At 47.6% G+C, this 16670-nt stretch carries 9 protein-coding genes; 5 read left to right on the plus strand and 4 right to left on the minus strand.

What is annotated here, in order from left to right:
• Positions 1-204: 204 nt before the first annotated feature.
• Together accC and accB are read right to left on the minus strand one after the other, a co-directional pair.
• The gene (accC, locus tag V144x_RS26395; RefSeq protein ID WP_144989895.1) at positions 205-1542 is read right to left on the minus strand and encodes an acetyl-CoA carboxylase biotin carboxylase subunit; all 1338 of its coding nucleotides are present in this window, start codon (positions 1540-1542) and stop codon (positions 205-207) included.
• Between the two features lie 91 nt (positions 1543-1633).
• A complete protein-coding gene (gene accB / locus V144x_RS26400) occupies positions 1634-2155 on the minus strand; it encodes an acetyl-CoA carboxylase biotin carboxyl carrier protein (protein ID WP_144989897.1) in 522 nt (173 codons plus the stop codon).
• A 705-nt stretch (positions 2156-2860) separates the two neighbouring features.
• Between accB and V144x_RS26405 the strand changes: the two genes are divergently transcribed.
• Genes V144x_RS26405 through V144x_RS26415 form a run of 3 tightly spaced genes read left to right on the plus strand, consistent with a single transcriptional unit; the run spans position 2861 to position 7801 of the window.
• Positions 2861-3607 (plus strand): GntR family transcriptional regulator, encoded by a 747-nt coding sequence (locus V144x_RS26405; protein ID WP_144989899.1) that lies wholly within the window; start codon positions 2861-2863, stop codon positions 3605-3607.
• A complete protein-coding gene (locus tag V144x_RS26410) occupies positions 3601-6405 on the plus strand; it encodes a PSD1 and planctomycete cytochrome C domain-containing protein (RefSeq protein ID WP_144989901.1) in 2805 nt (934 codons plus the stop codon). The genes V144x_RS26405 and V144x_RS26410 overlap by 7 nt, the downstream gene beginning before the upstream one ends.
• 4 nt (positions 6406-6409) lie before the next feature.
• Positions 6410-7801 carry a DUF1501 domain-containing protein gene (locus tag V144x_RS26415; protein WP_144989904.1) on the plus strand — a complete coding sequence of 464 codons (1392 nt, stop codon included), beginning with the start codon at positions 6410-6412 and terminating at the stop codon, positions 7799-7801.
• Between the two features lie 41 nt (positions 7802-7842).
• Here the strand turns inward: V144x_RS26415 and V144x_RS26420 are convergent, their stop codons facing one another.
• Positions 7843-8337, minus strand: coding sequence for a DUF6717 family protein (locus tag V144x_RS26420; protein WP_197998649.1), 495 nt, complete (start codon positions 8335-8337; stop codon positions 7843-7845).
• Positions 8338-8602: 265 nt separating this feature from the next.
• Between V144x_RS26420 and V144x_RS26425 the strand changes: the two genes are divergently transcribed.
• On the plus strand, positions 8603-10783 hold the full coding sequence (locus tag V144x_RS26425; protein WP_144989906.1) for a sialate O-acetylesterase: 2181 nt from the start codon (positions 8603-8605) through the stop codon (positions 10781-10783).
• A gap of 99 nt (positions 10784-10882) precedes the next feature.
• Complete coding sequence (locus V144x_RS26430) at positions 10883-12400, plus strand: sulfatase (RefSeq protein WP_144989908.1); 1518 nt, start codon at positions 10883-10885, stop codon at positions 12398-12400.
• Between the two features lie 70 nt (positions 12401-12470).
• On the opposite strand, the gene V144x_RS26435 is transcribed toward V144x_RS26430, so the two are convergent.
• Positions 12471-16241 (minus strand): tetratricopeptide repeat protein, encoded by a 3771-nt coding sequence (locus V144x_RS26435; RefSeq protein ID WP_144989910.1) that lies wholly within the window; start codon positions 16239-16241, stop codon positions 12471-12473.
• Positions 16242-16670 lie beyond the last annotated feature (429 nt).

Genomic DNA, 16670 nt, shown 5'->3' on the forward strand with positions numbered 1-16670 from the left:
GTTAAAAAGTAAAGCCGCTTCTTAAGGGAATGGCTTATAAAATGTACCTTACAACACAACATTGAAATGAGCGAACTTTCGCCTTTGGAACCAATTTGTTTTGCCGAAAGGGGGCTCGATTCAGACCCGCGAACGTCAGATCTTGAGAGCCTGTTACAATACAAAACGATTGGTTTTTATATCGCTTTCATCATTCGACATTTTTTACCAGGTACGTTCGATAAACGTGGTATCGACTTTACCTTCAATAAAGGCCGAGTGATTAAAGATTTTTTTCGCCAGGGGGATCGTCGTTTTGATTCCTTCAATGACGAACTCATCCAGACAACGCCTCATACACGCTAAAGACTCTTCGCGAGTCGGTCGATGTACAATGAGCTTTCCAACCAGAGAATCATAATAAGGGCCGACAGTGTACCCCTCATAAATATGTGAGTCAAACCGGACACCTGGCCCAGCCGGCACTCGCAGCTTTGTAATTTTTCCGGGTGACCCGCGAAAATCATTATCAGGATCTTCTGCATTAATACGCAATTCAATGGCCGAACCATTACATGAAATGTTCTTCTGTTTGAGATCGAGTTTTTCGCCGGCGGCAACACGAATCTGCTGTTGAATTAAGTCGACACCAGAAATCAATTCACTGACTGGATGCTCAACCTGAATCCGGGCATTGACTTCAATAAAATAAAACTGATTATCAGGACCAACGAGAAACTCAACAGTACCCGCATTGGTATATCCGGCTGACTCAATCAAACGGCAGGCGGCTTTACAAATGTCTTCACGCACGGAATGCGGCAAGTTGGGAGCGGGGCTCTCTTCTACCAGCTTTTGGTGACGTCGTTGCAAACTGCAATCACGCTCCCAGATGTGGACGACATTCCCATGGTTATCCGCCATAATTTGTACTTCGACGTGCCTGGGGTTCTCAATGTATTTTTCGATGTAAACGCCACCATTTTTGAAAGCCGCTTCTGCTTCTGCTGCCGCCGCTTTCAAACCCGCTTTGAGAGAAATATCATTGCGGGCCACTCGCATCCCTTTACCGCCACCACCGGCAGTCGCTTTGATCAACACAGGGTAGCCGATCTCTTGAGCGACTTGAAGCGCTTCGGTTTCATCAGTCACCAGCCCTTCTGTACCCGGCGATAAATGCACGTTGGCCGCTTTTGCAATCTCCCGCGCAGAAACTTTATCTCCCAGCTTCGCCATGGCTTCATGAGGCGGGCCGATAAATTCGATATTGCAACTACGACAGACTTCGGCAAAGTGCGCATTCTCTGCCAAAAATCCATAACCGGGATGAATTGCCTGAACATTACCAATTTCAGCAGCACTGATAATTCGATTGATCATCAGGTAACTGTCTGTTGCGGCAGGAGGGCCTATGCAAATCGCTTCATCCGCCAGGGAAAGATAGTGGGCACCCCGATCTGCTTCACTAAAAACCGCGACTGTCTCAATGCCCATCTCTCGACAGGCACGAATGACTCTGAGTGCGATCTCTCCTCGGTTGGCTACCAGTATTCTTTGAAACATGTTTTATGACTTGGTAAAAGGACTCTACTTCTGATTTTTGATGTGTCATCATTTTTGACAACGACATCACAACCATTTGATAAAACAGGCATCAGCCTTGAGAGACTCGGAATAGAGGCTGGCCGAATTCGACGGCTTCCCCATCCTTCACCAAAATCTCGGTAATGGTCCCATTCATCTCTGCTGGAATTTGATTAAACACTTTCATCGCTTCTACGATACAAACAATCGTCTCTGCGTTTACCTTTGATCCAATGCTTACAAAGGCGGGATCATCGGGAGTGGGCGATGCATAGAATGTTCCCACGGTCGGACTCTTAATAACAGGTCCTGACTCAGCAGAAGGAGTTGCTTCCTGTGGCTGAGGTTGAGCCTGTGGAGTTGGGGGAGCAGCCGGTGCGGGTGCCGCAATTGGTTGTTGAGGAATCTGATGCGGCATTGCTGCGGCAGGAACCATTGAAATTGTCTCCTGCGGACCGCGACGTAGTTTCCAGTTTTCATCGCCCCGCTTGAGATTGACTTCAGTCAGCCCATGCTTTTCCATCATTTCAAACAGTGTTTGAAGTTTTTCTAAATCGAAAGGTTCGCCTTTCGGGACCTCATTTTTTGCCATTGCCCTACCTTATTTCATATTCTCAAGCTGCATTTGCAATGCCTGTTACCCTGCTGTTACCTCAACACAAACTATCGTCAACACAGTGCTTCAGTTTCAAATTCAGGGTGTTTAATATTTAGGTTACGAAAGAGTTCGAACACACAAATTGCGCGCACGCTCTACCCGTTTGACTCACTTAGTGAGAGATTCTAAGCCAATTCACACTCGAAAACCAAGTGAAACAGGGGAGTTTCTCCAATAAAATCAAGCACAACAGGCACTTAGTCCTTAATTATGAATTGCGTTACCGCTCTCTATGCCTGTTGCCTATAAAGACCCCTTAAAACAAGCAACCTGACCCGTTTCATGTCAAACAGTACGAGGAAATCATAGGAGAATCACTGCTATTATAATCCAAATAATCATTAAAGAATGACCTGTTCGATTTCGTCTTGATAGTACCAGTCTATTCGAAGGGACAAGCAGATACTCTCGAGGCTTTAAAAGAGTTCTCTCAGCTCAGAAAAAAAATCGAGCCAACTTCATCTCTTTCTGCCAAGCGAAGTTACTTTTTTGATCATAACCTAATTAAGTCCTCTGAAATGAATCATTCTTAATCACTAACAGGCACAGTAGTCGTATGGGACTCTTAAATCATAATATAAACAAACAATTATTTGTTTATTAGTTGACGGTCGACCGTCGACTATTTAATCTAAAAACATGCTAAATCAACAATCCCCCCCATCAAATACCGAAATCCCCCTTCGCAAGATCCAAAAACAGTTGATTAGCGACGATGTCGAAAAGCAGCTGCGAGAGGCGATCTTGTCAGGCACATTATCGCCAGGAGCGGCACTGGCTGAGGCACAAGTGGCAACACAACTTGGCGTCAGTCGTGCCTCTGTGCGTAAGGCAAAATTCCAATTAGCAGGTGAAGGGCTGCTTGAATTCGACGACCGAGGTACGGCCATTGTTCGGAAGCTGACCCTGGCCGATGCGCATGAAATTCTCGAATTTCGACAAGCACTCGAATTGGCTGCAATCAGATTGGCTTGTCTGCGTCTCACAGAAGAAGCTGTTGCCGCCATAGAAGAGAACATTCGTCAAACCGAGCAAGAGAGCGACTTATTGAAACTGACACATCTCGACATTGCCTTTCATGAAGAGATCATCCGGGCTGCTTGCAATTCCCGTTTGATGGCAGCCTGGCATACACTACGCCCGCAACTGGAGCTATGGCTCGCAGGCATGCATCGTCGACACAGCGCCATCACTGCCCAGACATCTGAAGTAACGACCAATGGTCACCGACTACTGCTTGCTGCCTTACAATCTAGTGACCCTGACCATGCGGAACAGGTGATGCGCCAGCATACCAGCGGGCTGCAAGCATACTTTTCACTAGACTCGGAAACGGAAGATGAATTCATGCAGACAGACGCTGAGAAAGAAGGGTTGCCATGCTGAATCAACGCAGACTGTCATTCACTGTACTCAGCTCTTTAACTCTGGTGCTCTTCTTTCAGACATGCATCTGTTTTGCTACAGAGGTGCGGTTCAATGAACACATTCGCCCCATTTTGGCCGAACACTGTTTGCACTGTCATGGACCAGATGCCGGTGATCGTCAAGCTGATTTGCGACTGGATAGGGAATCAGCCGCAAAGGAGTCCGCGATCGTCCCAAAGAAACCACATGAAAGTGAACTGTTCCAGCGTATTATCTCAAAGGACCCCGACCTGCGTATGCCACCGGTTGAGACAGGTAAATCGTTGAGTGCTACACAGATCAAACTTGTGGAACAATGGATTCAGGAAGGGGCTCCCTTCCAGGATCACTGGGCGTTTGAGCCCATTAAAAAGCCAGAACTTCCGCAAGTCGACAACACAACGATCACAGACATTGATCGTTTCATTCTGGTGCGGTTGAAAACTCAGGGACTGGAATTGTCACCCCCCATCAACCGGCGGCAACTGATTCGCCGCGCCACGTTTGACCTCATAGGTCTTCCACCAACATGGGACGAAGTGACAGCCTTCGTGAATGACAAGTCTCCACAGGCGTTTGAAAAAGTTATCGACCGGCTGCTTAACTCTCCCCAATATGGCGAACGATGGGGTCGACACTGGCTCGACATTGCACGATATGCTGATACATACGGCGGAAGCGCCATTGGATTTAAGAAGTTCCCCTTTTCCTATACTTATCGTGACTATGTGATTCGTGCGTTGAACGCAGACATTCCCTATAACCGCTTTGTGACAGAGCAGCTTGCCGCTGACCAGTTAGGTCTGAAAGAAAATGATCCGGCTTTAGCAGCACTCGGGTTTCTGACAGTGGGCATGCAGTTCCGGAACCCGCATGACACAATTGATGACCAGATCGACGTTGTGACGCGTGGGCTCCTGGGGCTGACTGTTGCCTGCGCGCGATGTCATGACCACAAATACGATTCGATTCCCACAGACGATTACTACTCACTCTATGCAACACTGGGCAGTAGCAGTTTACCGCAGAGGCAGCCGATCATTGGTCAGGCACCCGATACCAAAGCATATCGTGGTTACCAAGCTGCACTGTCTCAACGTCAAGAACAGCATGATGATATGGTTCGCGAACAAAGTGCCATTATGCGCGGCCGACTGCGAATGCAGGTCGGTCTCTATCTTCGTGAGCTCGCAAAACAAACTCCCGAGCAAGACTTATCGGCAGTTTTTCTCTCATACCGTACCGATGACCTGCGACCACTTGTGTTGAATCGCTGGCGAAACTACCTGGAAAAACTGGCCGAAAATGATCCTGTGTTTGGACCATGGCATCGGTTATCGCGTCTTGATTCAAAAAACTTCCATGATCGATGTCTGGCATTAATTGAGTCACTTTCCAAAGAGAATGGCGATCCGGCAAAACAACCAGCCATGCAGAAACTCACTGCGAATGCCCCCCGCTGGAATCCGCGCGTGTTAGACTCTATTACCAGACAGAAACCAGAGTCTCTGCTCGAAGTTGCCGACGTGTACGGCAAACTCTTCGCTGAGGTACATCAGCAATGGTTAAAAGTATTAACAGGAACTTCACTTGAAGCAAGCACTGGTGCTAAAGTTATTCCCGATGAAGATCCTCGTCACCTCGCTGCGAACAGTCCGGTCAACCGACAACTAAGAAAACACTTATACGCACCAAATACCCCAACAGCAATGACAGATGAAACTGCAATGACTCTTCTCAATCGACCAATTCGAGACAACGTGAGAGGACGCAAAGGCGCCATTGATAACCTGCATCTGACATCTCCCGGTTCACCGCCGCGAGCAATGACACTCCGTGAGAAAAAACTCACTGACGAGTTTTATGTCTTTCGCAGGGGAAATCCCATCGATCGGGGAAATCCGGTTCAGGCGCGATTCCTGAGTGCATTATCGGCACCGAATTCTAATCCATTTATCCCAGGGAAGCAGAGACTCGGACTGGCCCAATCGATAGTGGATCCGGCTAATCCATTAACGCGACGCGTAATCGTGAATTGGGTCTGGCAACATCACTTTGGCCGTGGCCTCGTACGCACACCCGATGACTTTGGCACGCGCGGCCAGCAACCCACGCACCCTCAACTACTGGATTATCTGGCGACAAAATTTCTGGAAGAGGGCTGGTCATTAAAAAAACTACATCGACAGATCATGCTGACTGCCGTATATCAACAAGCAGCCATTGAAAATAGTGAAGCGCGCATCAAAGACCCCGAAAACAAACTACTCTGGAGAATGCCTCGACGCAGGCTTGAGATGGAAGCCATGCGGGATTCAATGTTACTGGTATCTGGTGAACTCGATACCCAAAGAGATGGCCGCCCCTTCAACCTGCTCTCCAAACCAGTGGTTCCGCGTCGCAGCGTCTACGCATTTGTAAACCGCGATATTGTATCCAGCATGGCGAGTACCTTCGACGGAGCGAATCCTAATGCGTGTACTGCCAAGCGTCCTGAAACGAACGTTCCTCAGCAAACATTGTTCGCACTGAATTCCAGTTTTATTCAAGACCGTGCTGTGGCGCTCGCCTCTCTAAAGGAAATCGTATCCGCAAAAACTGACGAGGAACGAGTACGGTTGCTCTACCAGCGCACTTACTCCCGATCCCCGGAACCACAGGAAGTAGAACTCGCACTCAACTACATTCGATCTCAAAAAGAAAAATCAAAAACCAACCCGTGGCAAAGACTGGCACATGTCTTGCTCGCTGCCAACGAATTTGTTTTCGTGGATTAATCTTATGTACGATCAACAACATTTTTCCCGTCGTCAATTTTTGCAACGTAGCGGAATGGGAATCGGCTCGTTGGCACTGGCTCATCTCCTCGGTCGAGAAAGTCTTGCTACTGGTTCAGCACCGCATTTTGTCGGTAAAGCCAAACATGTAATTCATGTTTTTCTCAATGGCGGCATGTCGCAAGTTGACACACTGGACCCGAAACCGGAACTGACAAAGCGTGGCGGACAGATGCTGCCTTTTGACAATCTGCAAACCGAACGAAAAACTGGTGTTGCCCTGCCTTCCCCGTTTCAATTTAAACAGCATGGAAAAAGTGGGATTCCCATCAGCGAGATCTTCCCTCATCTATCGAAATGCGTAGATGAAATGGCCGTGATTAGATCGATGCACGTCGAACTGCCTAATCATGAGATGTCTCTCATGCTGATGAATACGGGCGACCAACGTCTGGTACGTCCGAGCTTCGGCTCGTGGCTGACCTGGGGCATGGGTTCGGAGAATCAGAATTTACCGGGATTCATCGCGCTCTGTCCCGGAGGGCTTCCCGTCGGTGGTGCCGGTAACTGGCGTTCGGCATTTCTGCCTGGCGTTTATCAAGGCACTTATGTCGATACTTCGAAAACTGATCCAAAGCAACTGATTGAATACGTGCACAACGATCGCCTTACACCACAAGAACAGAAATCTCAATTCGACTTATTACAAAAAATGAACGATCGTCATCTCGCAAATCGTCCCAATGAAGTAGCGCTGGAAGCCCGTATTCGGTCTTTTGAACTCGCATATCGCATGCAAATTGAAGCGACAGACGCCTTTGATGTCCAGCAGGAACCCAAACACATTCTTGAGCTCTATGGAGAGGGACCACAGAATCGCCAATTGTTAATGGCGCGACGGCTAATCGAACGTGGCGTGCGCTTCGTACAAACCTGGCACGGCAACATGCAACCGTGGGACAGTCATTCGAATATCAATGCCAGCCATCGCAAAGTGGCCGGCGAATGCGATCAAGGTCTGGCTGCCTTAATCATCGACCTTAAACAACGAGGACTCCTCGACGAAACGCTCATTCTCTGTACGGGAGAATTTGGTCGAACCCCCTCGGTGGAAATGGGTACGAATGGTTCTGGAGCAGCACAAGGCCGCGACCATAATCACTGGGGCTTTTCTCTGTGGCTTGCCGGTGGTGGCATCAAAGGAGGTACGATCTACGGTGCCACTGATGACTTTGGATTCCGCGCTGTCGAGAACCCGGTCTCTGCACACGATCTGCACGCCACAATGCTGCACCTGCTTGGCATCGACCATGAACGTTTGACTTATCGATTTGCGGGCCGTGACTTCCGACTGACCGACGTGCATGGTAAGGTCATTGACAAAATCATTGCGTAATTGTCTTGTTTTCTAACCAGAGCAGTATACCGATAAAACAGTCAGCTTTTTGACTCTGCTTTTACATAGAGTTCTTTCGGTGCGGTGGAATAGTACTTGAACATCGCCGGGCAGATCCAGCCTTCCATGGGATCATCTTCGAACCGATAATAGTTCCCGCCGGAATCTCCACGTAACCAGACTAGTTTTTTCTGATAGCCGGGAAACGCTTTCGCGGAAAATAAAAGTCGAAAACCATCATCGGCACTAGGAATGTCTTTGACAATTACATCAATCATTTCTGGGACACCGGCTACAAACGGTTCACGCACCAAGCCAACGGAAGCGTCATCAAACACCCATGTTCCCTGATACCGATAGGGTGCAATCACCATGATTGCATTTTCCCGCGCACCAGGTTTTGATGAGGAAAATAAGTCATACTTCCATGAAATACCTAGTCCCAGTAAAACCAGGATCAGCAGAATCGGGATGAGACGCTTCCAGCGAAAGGTTGGTTGAATCGTCTTGTCTTGGGGTGACGCTTCACTTTTCATTATTATCACTCCCATTTGAGAAAGTAGAGCACCGTTAATATTCGAATCGAATACTGACGCTTCCATATTAATTGATTTTGTAGAACCGACAAGTTTTTTATTGGAATGCTCGTTTTATGTCACAAAAAAAATTTACGGTTACCTCTTATTTCCCTTGCGTAGTGCAATGTACTAGTGAATCATGATGATATAGGACCGTGATCATTCCTTTTTACTTGCCTTTTGTTGCCCGATCTCAAATTCCTCTAAATTAAAAGAGAACATTATGAAATTGAAACGTGTCTTCCTGGTCGTTGTTGCCTGCTTGACTCTGTTCTGCATCACAACGATGAGTCAGGCGGAAGTCCGTCTGCCACATATTTTTGGCGATCATATGGTCTTGCAGCGCGATCAACCCATTCCTGTATGGGGTTGGGCTGATCCGGGTGAAATGGTTTCAGTGGAACTGGGTGGGTCTAGCAGTTCCACAGTCGCCGATGACAAAGGGAAATGGATGGTCAAACTCCCCGCACAGAAAGTCGGTGATCCGGTCACCTTAAATGTCAAAGGAACGAATACGATCACGCTTTCCGATGTGCTGATTGGTGAAGTGTGGCTTTGCTCGGGTCAGTCGAATATGGAATGGACGGTCTCCAGATCGAATGACTTCGAAGAAGAAAAAGCAACAGCCAAATATAGGAAAATTCGTCACATCAAAATTCCCAAACGTCCAAACGGTTTCCCTCAGGATGATGTTGAAGCCGAGTGGACCATTTGTTCGCCAGATACAGTAGGTAACTACACCGCAGTGGGCTACTTCTTCGGCCGCAAGTTACACAAAGACCTTGATGTCCCCATTGGGCTGATTAACTCTTCCTGGGGTGGGACGCGAATCGAACCCTGGACGCCCCCCTGTGGTTTTGCGGCTGTGCCCAACCTCAGCGACATCCTGAAACAGGTACAATTGACGGACCCGGCCAACGCCTCGTATCAATCAACGCTAAGTACTTATCTTCAAGGTCTCGAAAAATGGCTGGCACAAGCAAACACAGCACTCAAAGATAAGACGCCATTAACCCCTCCTCCCAAGTATCCCACCGCCATTCAGCCACTGACCAGTCCAGGCTCCCCAACCACACTTTATAACGGCATGATTCATCCCCTGGTTCCCTTCGCAATGAGAGGGGCGATCTGGTATCAGGGGGAATCGAACCATCGCGAGGGAATGCTTTACTATGATAAAATGAAAGCATTGATCGGTGGTTGGCGCGAAGTCTGGAATCAGGGCGAATTCCCTTTCCTCTATGTTCAAATTGCACCGTTTCAATATGGAAGCGAATCGCCCAGCATCCTCCCTGTCTTCTGGGAGGCGCAAAATAAAGCACTGGAGATTCCGAACACAGGTCAAGCGGTCATTCATGACATCGGTAACCTGCAGGATATCCATCCCAAAAATAAACAGGATGTCGGGAAACGCCTTGCGTTGATCGCACTGGCGAAGACTTACGGACGCAAAGACATCGTCCATTCCGGGCCTGTATTTAAATCGCTGAAGAAAGAGGGTGCGAAATTACGTGTAACCTTCAATCATGTGGGTAGCGGACTTGTGTCTCGCGATGATAAGCCACTCAGTTTATTCGAAATCATTGGTGAAGACACCGACTTCGTCCCGGCCAAAGCCGTCATTGATGGCGACTCAGTCGTTCTTTCCTCACCCAAAGTCAGAAAAGCAGCTGCAATGCGATTCGCCTGGCACAAACTGGCCGAACCAAACTTAGCGAACAAGGAAGGCCTGCCGGCGGTTCCATTCCGTGCAGGCAAGGTGCCGGAGCGTGATTGGTTATCTCTCAAGGTCGATGAGGCAAAGGAGTACAAATTGCTTTACGACCTCGATTTGAAAAACCTGGGTCAGCAGATCAAGTACACTCACGATGCAAGCCAGGATTTCAAGAGTCCGTTCGACCGGATTGCCTACTTTCTGGAGCTGCAAAAAATCGGCGAGGAGACGCAGTACGTCTATGTCTCAATGGATGCCTTCACCGATGATCTTACCAAACTTGGTATCCCCACTTTCAGCAGCAAAGCAAATTTTCAAATGAAAGTGGACAACTTAAATATTATCTCCAATGTAAACGGCATTAAGACAGGCACTGGTTTGACGGGCGGCAACATTGAATTCTGGCCTAACAACTATGGCCCCAACAATTCAATGAGCATTCCCAACGCCAGTTCCCGCCTCTGGGACTTTGGCGATGAAACTGGTCCACCCGTCAATGGTTATGGTTGCATGCAGGTCCACAATTTTGAAGCGAAGCAAACAATCTTTGCCATCAATCAGTGGAAAAGTGGTCCCAATGCAGACATCGGCATCGGTAACAGTACCGGTAGAACGCGCGACTGGACCTTTACATCAAACGCTTCGCAGTATGACGTAAAACGACTACGCGTTTTGGTACGACTCAAATAAATGGCTTCTTTAGATGGCTGAAAGTCCAAAGACTTCACAGAACCAGCACAAACAAACCACTTTCCCAGTTTTTTAACATTGTAAGAATATTTAAAACTGATGACGAAGTCATTCCAAACTTATATTGTTGCCTTCCTGGTGTTTTGCTGGCAGCCAGTCGGCGCGTCGGCGGTTGATCGTCCGAATATACTGATGATCGTCGTTGATGATCTGCGGCCGATGCTGGGTTGCTATGGCGATCCGCGTGCGCAGACTCCGAATATCGATCGGCTGGCAGCACTTGGTGTTGTTTTTGAGCGTGCCTACTGCCAGTATGCCAAATGCGGGCCTTCCCGACTTTCGATGATGACCGGACTGCGACCTGATACCATCGGCGTCTTTGATCATCGCAATGATTCGGCAACACGATTCCGTAAACGTCGTCCTGATGTCGTTTCCATGGCGCGCTGGTTGAAGGACCACGGATATCATACTCGAGGCTTGGGTAAGATCTATCACGATGGTTGGGATGTGGCATCGGACTGGTCGAGCCCCGCTTTTCCCGGACGTAAGAGAGAGATGTGGGAGATCTTCGATCAATCAAACCCTGCAGGACCGACGATTGTGGCCGAACGGTTTGCCTGTCCGGTGATGCAAAGCCCGGATGTTCCCGACAATCACTTCTTCGCAGGTCGTATGACGGATGAAGCGATTCGTACCCTGCACAAACAGAAGCTGGGGAAACCACTGTTTCTCGCCGTGGGATATCGCCGTCCCCATCTCCCGTTCATTGCCCCCAAGAAATACTATGATCTCCATCAGCCCGACAAGTCGTGGCTCGCTAAGAACCAGAGGCCGCCACACAACTCTCCTGTGATGGCATGGTTTAATTCAGATGGATACGTTAAAGCGGCGCTACGTGCAAAGCTCACGATGCCGAACCCACCCAGTCGCGAAGAGGGTCCCTTATGGAATGGTTATGAACTGCGGAGTTACCTGGGTGCCCCCAATCAGGGTCTGATCGACCTAGAAATGCAGCTTAAGCTTCTACAGGCTTATGCTGCCTGCGTGAGCTATGTTGATGCTCAGATTGGAAGACTGCTACATGAACTTGAGAAGACGGATCGTCTGTCAAATACGATCATTGTCTTATGTTCCGATCATGGCTGGCATCTCGGCGAGCAGAGTGCCTGGAGCAAAATGACCAACTTTGAAATCGCCACCCGTGTACCATTCCTCATTGTCGCTCCTGGAATCAAACCAGGCCGCACGCGCAATCTCGCAGAATTGGTAGATCTCTACCCTACAATCTGCGAACTGACAGGACTCAAAAACCCACCACACCTCGAAGGCGAAAGTCTGGTCCCCTCATTGCGACAACCTAAGCAGAAAAGAAAGTCCGTTGCCCTCAGCCAACACACACGCTTCCGCGAGAAATACATAGGCCGCGCACTTCGCACGGACCACTACCGTTTCGTGGTCTGGTTTGAAAAGAAAAACGGCCGTATTATTGAGCGCGAACTCTACGATCATCAAACCGACCCGCTGGAAACACAAAACATCGCCGGAAACCCAGAACAGGCTGAACGCGTGAAAACACTGGAAGCACAACTCCACCGGTCATTCAAATTGCATTGATGCATTTCAGTTGACTTTGTTCATCAAGTACTTCTCCAGCAATATTACTGGATGAAGCCGCGGCAGGAAGCTATTCTTTTTTTGAAGAACGCCGATACGGCTGGCCCTCATTGAACAAGCTCAATCTCCGAGCGGCTTCGCGCTTTTGTGCATCAGGAACAAGTTCCATTGCTTGTCTTTGCATCTCAATGGCTTTGTCGAATTGTCCCAATTCTGCATAAGCCGCAGCCAATGCACCATAATTGACCCAGTACTTTGTCGGCAGCAGATCAAAGGCCTGTTGAGCATGCTGAAGTGACAAGGTGCCATCGCGAATTTCATCATCCTCACAAGCCGCGTACAAAAAGGCCAGATTCCCATGAGGTATCCAGTACTCAGGCTCTATTTCAATTGCTTTCTTGTAATCAGCAATAGCAGCCGGATAATTTTTTAGTGCTTCATGCATCTGTCCTCGATTGATCAGCACGATAAATAAGTCCGGTTTTAATTTGAGAATTTCGTCGAATATTTGAATGGCCTCTTCCTTCTTGTCTGACTGAATCAAGTAAGCCGCCTTTTGCGAAAGCAACTTTGCTTTATCATAACCTGCATCCAGTTCGGAAAAACGGCGTTCAGCGACCTTCTTTTTTTGTGACCGCAGATGCTGCGCAGCCAATGCACAGTTAAATTTATTTGTGATGGGGGATGTGGCCGCCGATTGCAGATAAATGGTTGCCCATTTATCCTGTCCTCGTTGTTCTAAAAATTTCCCAGCAAAATAGTAAAAGTTTGTCGGACGCCCTTCTGATGCCTGGGCAAGCAGCGATTGAAACCAGCGCGGATTCCATTCGACGGAATCCGGTTTCAATAACATCCGTTGGAAAAAGTTAGTGAGCTCAGCGATTCCAAAATTGTTGTTCCATTGTTCGGATACCTGTTTTAGCAGGTCATCGCGCTGATCCGTCAGTCCCAATTCATCAGCGAGTAAGGCTGCATGCAGGCCACAGTAAGCATCCTTGTATTTCTGGAAAGCGGCTAAGAAAGAATCGAAGGCCTCCGACTTCAGTCCCTGAGTCGCCTGGAAAACGCCGCTTTGCATTGATAGCGAAAGATTATTGGTATTTGGATTAGCTAAGAGCTGTTGCTCTGCCAACCGACGCGCTGATTCGATATCTCCAAAGTTCGTTCGCACACACCAGAAATACCAGTCGGCAGCGCTGGATTTATAACGCATCGAACAGGCACGGACAAACGTTTCCGCCTGCTGCAGGTCGCCGAGACCTTCATAACACTTAGCAGCACATAACAAGCCCCAGCCGGAGTAAGTCATGGCCGCTTTTACCGCATGCGGTTTTGCCAGTTCCCATTCACCTCGCTTCATGTGGTATCGTGCCAGACTGTCTCTGATGGAAGCATTTTGAAGGCCTAACGAAGGAAGTTCGAGTGCCTTTTCCAGTGTCTCTTTCCACTTTTCCGTCGCACCACGCTTTTTGTAAAGGCCAGCCAAGGACGTATAAGATCGATGATCGGGAACAATCTCTATCCTGCGTTGAAGGACTTCTTCCGCTTTGACATCATCGTTTTCAGCGATGTATTTTTTTGCCAGAGCTGTTAACACTTCAGGGTTCTTACCATATTTCCCCATTAATTCAGCGATCTGTTTTTCAGCGTATTCAGGATTCGCATTGATGTTTATCGCCACCGTTTTCGGCATTTGGGGACTGATTTTCAGAAGATTTCTGGCAGTCCTTGAATAATTTTCTTTGTCATATTCAGATCTCATATCTTTGAACCAGTGTGCATAGCGAAGCTGGTCCTGATAAGTTTGGTCAAGGTTTGCGACGGCTTCGGCAAAAAGCTTTTGATAGGCCTGAGCATTTAACTTGTAATAACTATTTGAAATCAATCGAGAAGAAACAAATTCCAGTTCTTGCGGATCATGAGAGTCTAACAACTTTTCATAAGCAGCTTTCGCATCGGCCCTGTTTGAAGAAAAACTTTCTATATATTGCTCATATGGATGGCCTTTAACCAATGGTCGATATTTCTTCAGATCATCATCGGCATTGAGACTGAGGCTGCCAGTCAGAACATCAAGTTTCCGGCAGGTATGTACAAAAGCAAGTTCATGAAGTAGTTGCCCCAGCACTTTTAATGATGGTTCATAGTCTGTTGCTTCGACTTTTTTTAGAGAATTAATGACACGCATACGAGAGTGCTCTTCACGTATCAAGTTACTTTCAGAAGGCATATTCAGCCCAATTGTAACCTGGACTGGTTTTGGAAGATTGATTTTCTGCATTTTTCGATACAGTACTGGCCAGACTTGATCCAGACGTTCTTCGGTAACCATCCTCCGAATTCCCAATGAGTTTACTTCACAAAGACGGTCCATCGCCCGGCAGCAGGCCGGTTCCAGTTCAAGCAATTGCTCAGTAATGGTCAGCATCTGTTTTTCATTTCCAACTGGATCTGCCAACAAACTACCCAAATAAATTGCCAGGTGTTTGGTATCTTCATTTTTTACTGCTTTGTCTAAAACATCAGGCTTATAAGCGCAATACGCATCAATCAGATCAATCCAATCGGGAAGAGATCGTTTGTTCTCGGATCTTTCGGTTTTTGTTGATCGAATTGCTGCTATATCGGCTAGCGCACTCTGGTGACGACCAGCGAAAGCTCTTGCATAAGCACGATGTGCCAACGCCCAGCGTGAATCCTCAGAACGCTCGGTCAGTCGTTCTGCATACAATAGCGCCCTTGCTTTAAAGACTTTGTGTGAAGGGTTCCAGAGATATTCAGTCAAACTACCAAGGTTGGCATAAGCTCGCGTCAGCACAGACAAACGCTCTGGTGATTCTCCTTCTTTTTGAATAGCTGTATGCATTTCCTGGATCACCGCATATTGCGAGATCAAATTCCATTCCTTCAATTGTTGAAGCAGCTGATCCGAAACTGTTGACTCTTCGGTCCACTGGGGTGCCTTACCAGTGTAACCTGCGGATTTCAATGCATCGACAAATCCGGTACGGGAAAGTTCTTCCGTTTTTTCGATCAGAGTCTCCAACGCAAACTCTTGCGGTAGGATAAACGACTCTGAAGACCATCGAAAAGGAGCCTCGTTTATGTGGGGACGTTCCAAATCGATATTCACTTCCCGGCTTGAATCAATGTGAGTAAGCAACTTGAGTGGAAAGATTTCTGGATTCTCGACAAACAGAACCTCGCCTCGCAATGAGGCATCGCGCGTTTTTAAACCAACCCCTTCCCTTCCACCGATCAAGAGCGCTTGACGCACAATTTCTCTTGGAAGAATTCCCTTCATATCGCGAGTCTGTGAGTCAAGTTGATCGGTCGTCAGGACGACCACATTCTCAAATTCCGGACTGAGACCTTTTTCCGGTAGGGTCGGTCGATGAACTACCGGCTTCGAAGATTTGGCTTTTAAATTCTTATCATCGAACTGTTCCGCATCAGTCTCCAGAGAAAGGACTTCGCCATCGATTCCGACCGAGATTTGAATTGCATAAGTTCGAAACAGGCTTAACCAGCGATATTGTAATTGCTTTCCACTTTGAGTCAACCGTTCATCGCCATAGGGAAATCCTTTCACCATCGCTTTGGCGTCTTTGAGCAAAAACTCTTTGCCCTCTGCTTCCTGAGCGATGCGGTTTTGTATTTCAGTTAGAGTATTGCTGTAACCATAGCGGGCATTCACTTCGAGAAGAACTACAATCAGAGCAACAAAAATTAATCCCCAAACGATCGCACGTTCCACAGGCGATCGCTTTTTTTTATTGGCTGTTTGCTTATTCTCAGAATTCACTTCTGAAGGGGTCGCATTCTGTTCTGAATCCGTCATCGCTAATACTCCGAAATGAATGATTACAGTGAACAATGTGTGAGATCAAGTCTGAGTGCTCTATTGTTTACTTATGTCCCCATCATACATCATATCGGTGAAAATCTTCTCGATCCAGAAGATTCAGCTGATTTTTAGGTTTCTTTAAATTCTATAAGTCACAGCGGTTTTTGGATTTTAAAATTCTTGATTTCGAGGTAAGACAACGGAGTTGTTTCAATCGCCAGCCCTATTTTGAAGAGTGTCTCAAAATAATATGAAAACGTCTTAATATAAGTACAATATGCTGGAATCAAACACTGAGAAATGATACCTTTGTGCATGATAATGTAGTTTAGATACTTTAAAAACCTTGCTCGGTTTTCGCCACTTACCAAACTACCTACCCAAACAACCAATGCCCACTCTCGCAGACCGCTTGAAAAGTCG

Origin of the sequence: Gimesia aquarii, assembly GCF_007748195.1 — a bacterium.
In the GTDB taxonomy this organism is placed as follows: Bacteria; Planctomycetota; Planctomycetia; order Planctomycetales; family Planctomycetaceae; genus Gimesia; species Gimesia aquarii.

What these genes read in the sequence shown, in the direction of transcription:
- V144x_RS26405 (WP_144989899.1), top strand. Translation starts at nt 2,861, where the DNA reads ATGCTAAATCAACAATCCCCCCCATCAAATACCGAAATCCCCCTTCGC.
- V144x_RS26410 (WP_144989901.1), top strand. Translation starts at nt 3,601, where the DNA reads ATGCTGAATCAACGCAGACTGTCATTCACTGTACTCAGCTCTTTAACT.
- accC (WP_144989895.1), bottom strand. Translation starts at nt 1,542, where the DNA reads ATGTTTCAAAGAATACTGGTAGCCAACCGAGGAGAGATCGCACTCAGA.
- V144x_RS26435 (WP_144989910.1), bottom strand. Translation starts at nt 16,241, where the DNA reads ATGACGGATTCAGAACAGAATGCGACCCCTTCAGAAGTGAATTCTGAG.
- accB (WP_144989897.1), bottom strand. Translation starts at nt 2,155, where the DNA reads ATGGCAAAAAATGAGGTCCCGAAAGGCGAACCTTTCGATTTAGAAAAA.
- V144x_RS26430 (WP_144989908.1), top strand. Translation starts at nt 10,883, where the DNA reads ATGACGAAGTCATTCCAAACTTATATTGTTGCCTTCCTGGTGTTTTGC.
- V144x_RS26415 (WP_144989904.1), top strand. Translation starts at nt 6,410, where the DNA reads ATGTACGATCAACAACATTTTTCCCGTCGTCAATTTTTGCAACGTAGC.
- V144x_RS26420 (WP_197998649.1), bottom strand. Translation starts at nt 8,337, where the DNA reads ATGAAAAGTGAAGCGTCACCCCAAGACAAGACGATTCAACCAACCTTT.
- V144x_RS26425 (WP_144989906.1), top strand. Translation starts at nt 8,603, where the DNA reads ATGAAATTGAAACGTGTCTTCCTGGTCGTTGTTGCCTGCTTGACTCTG.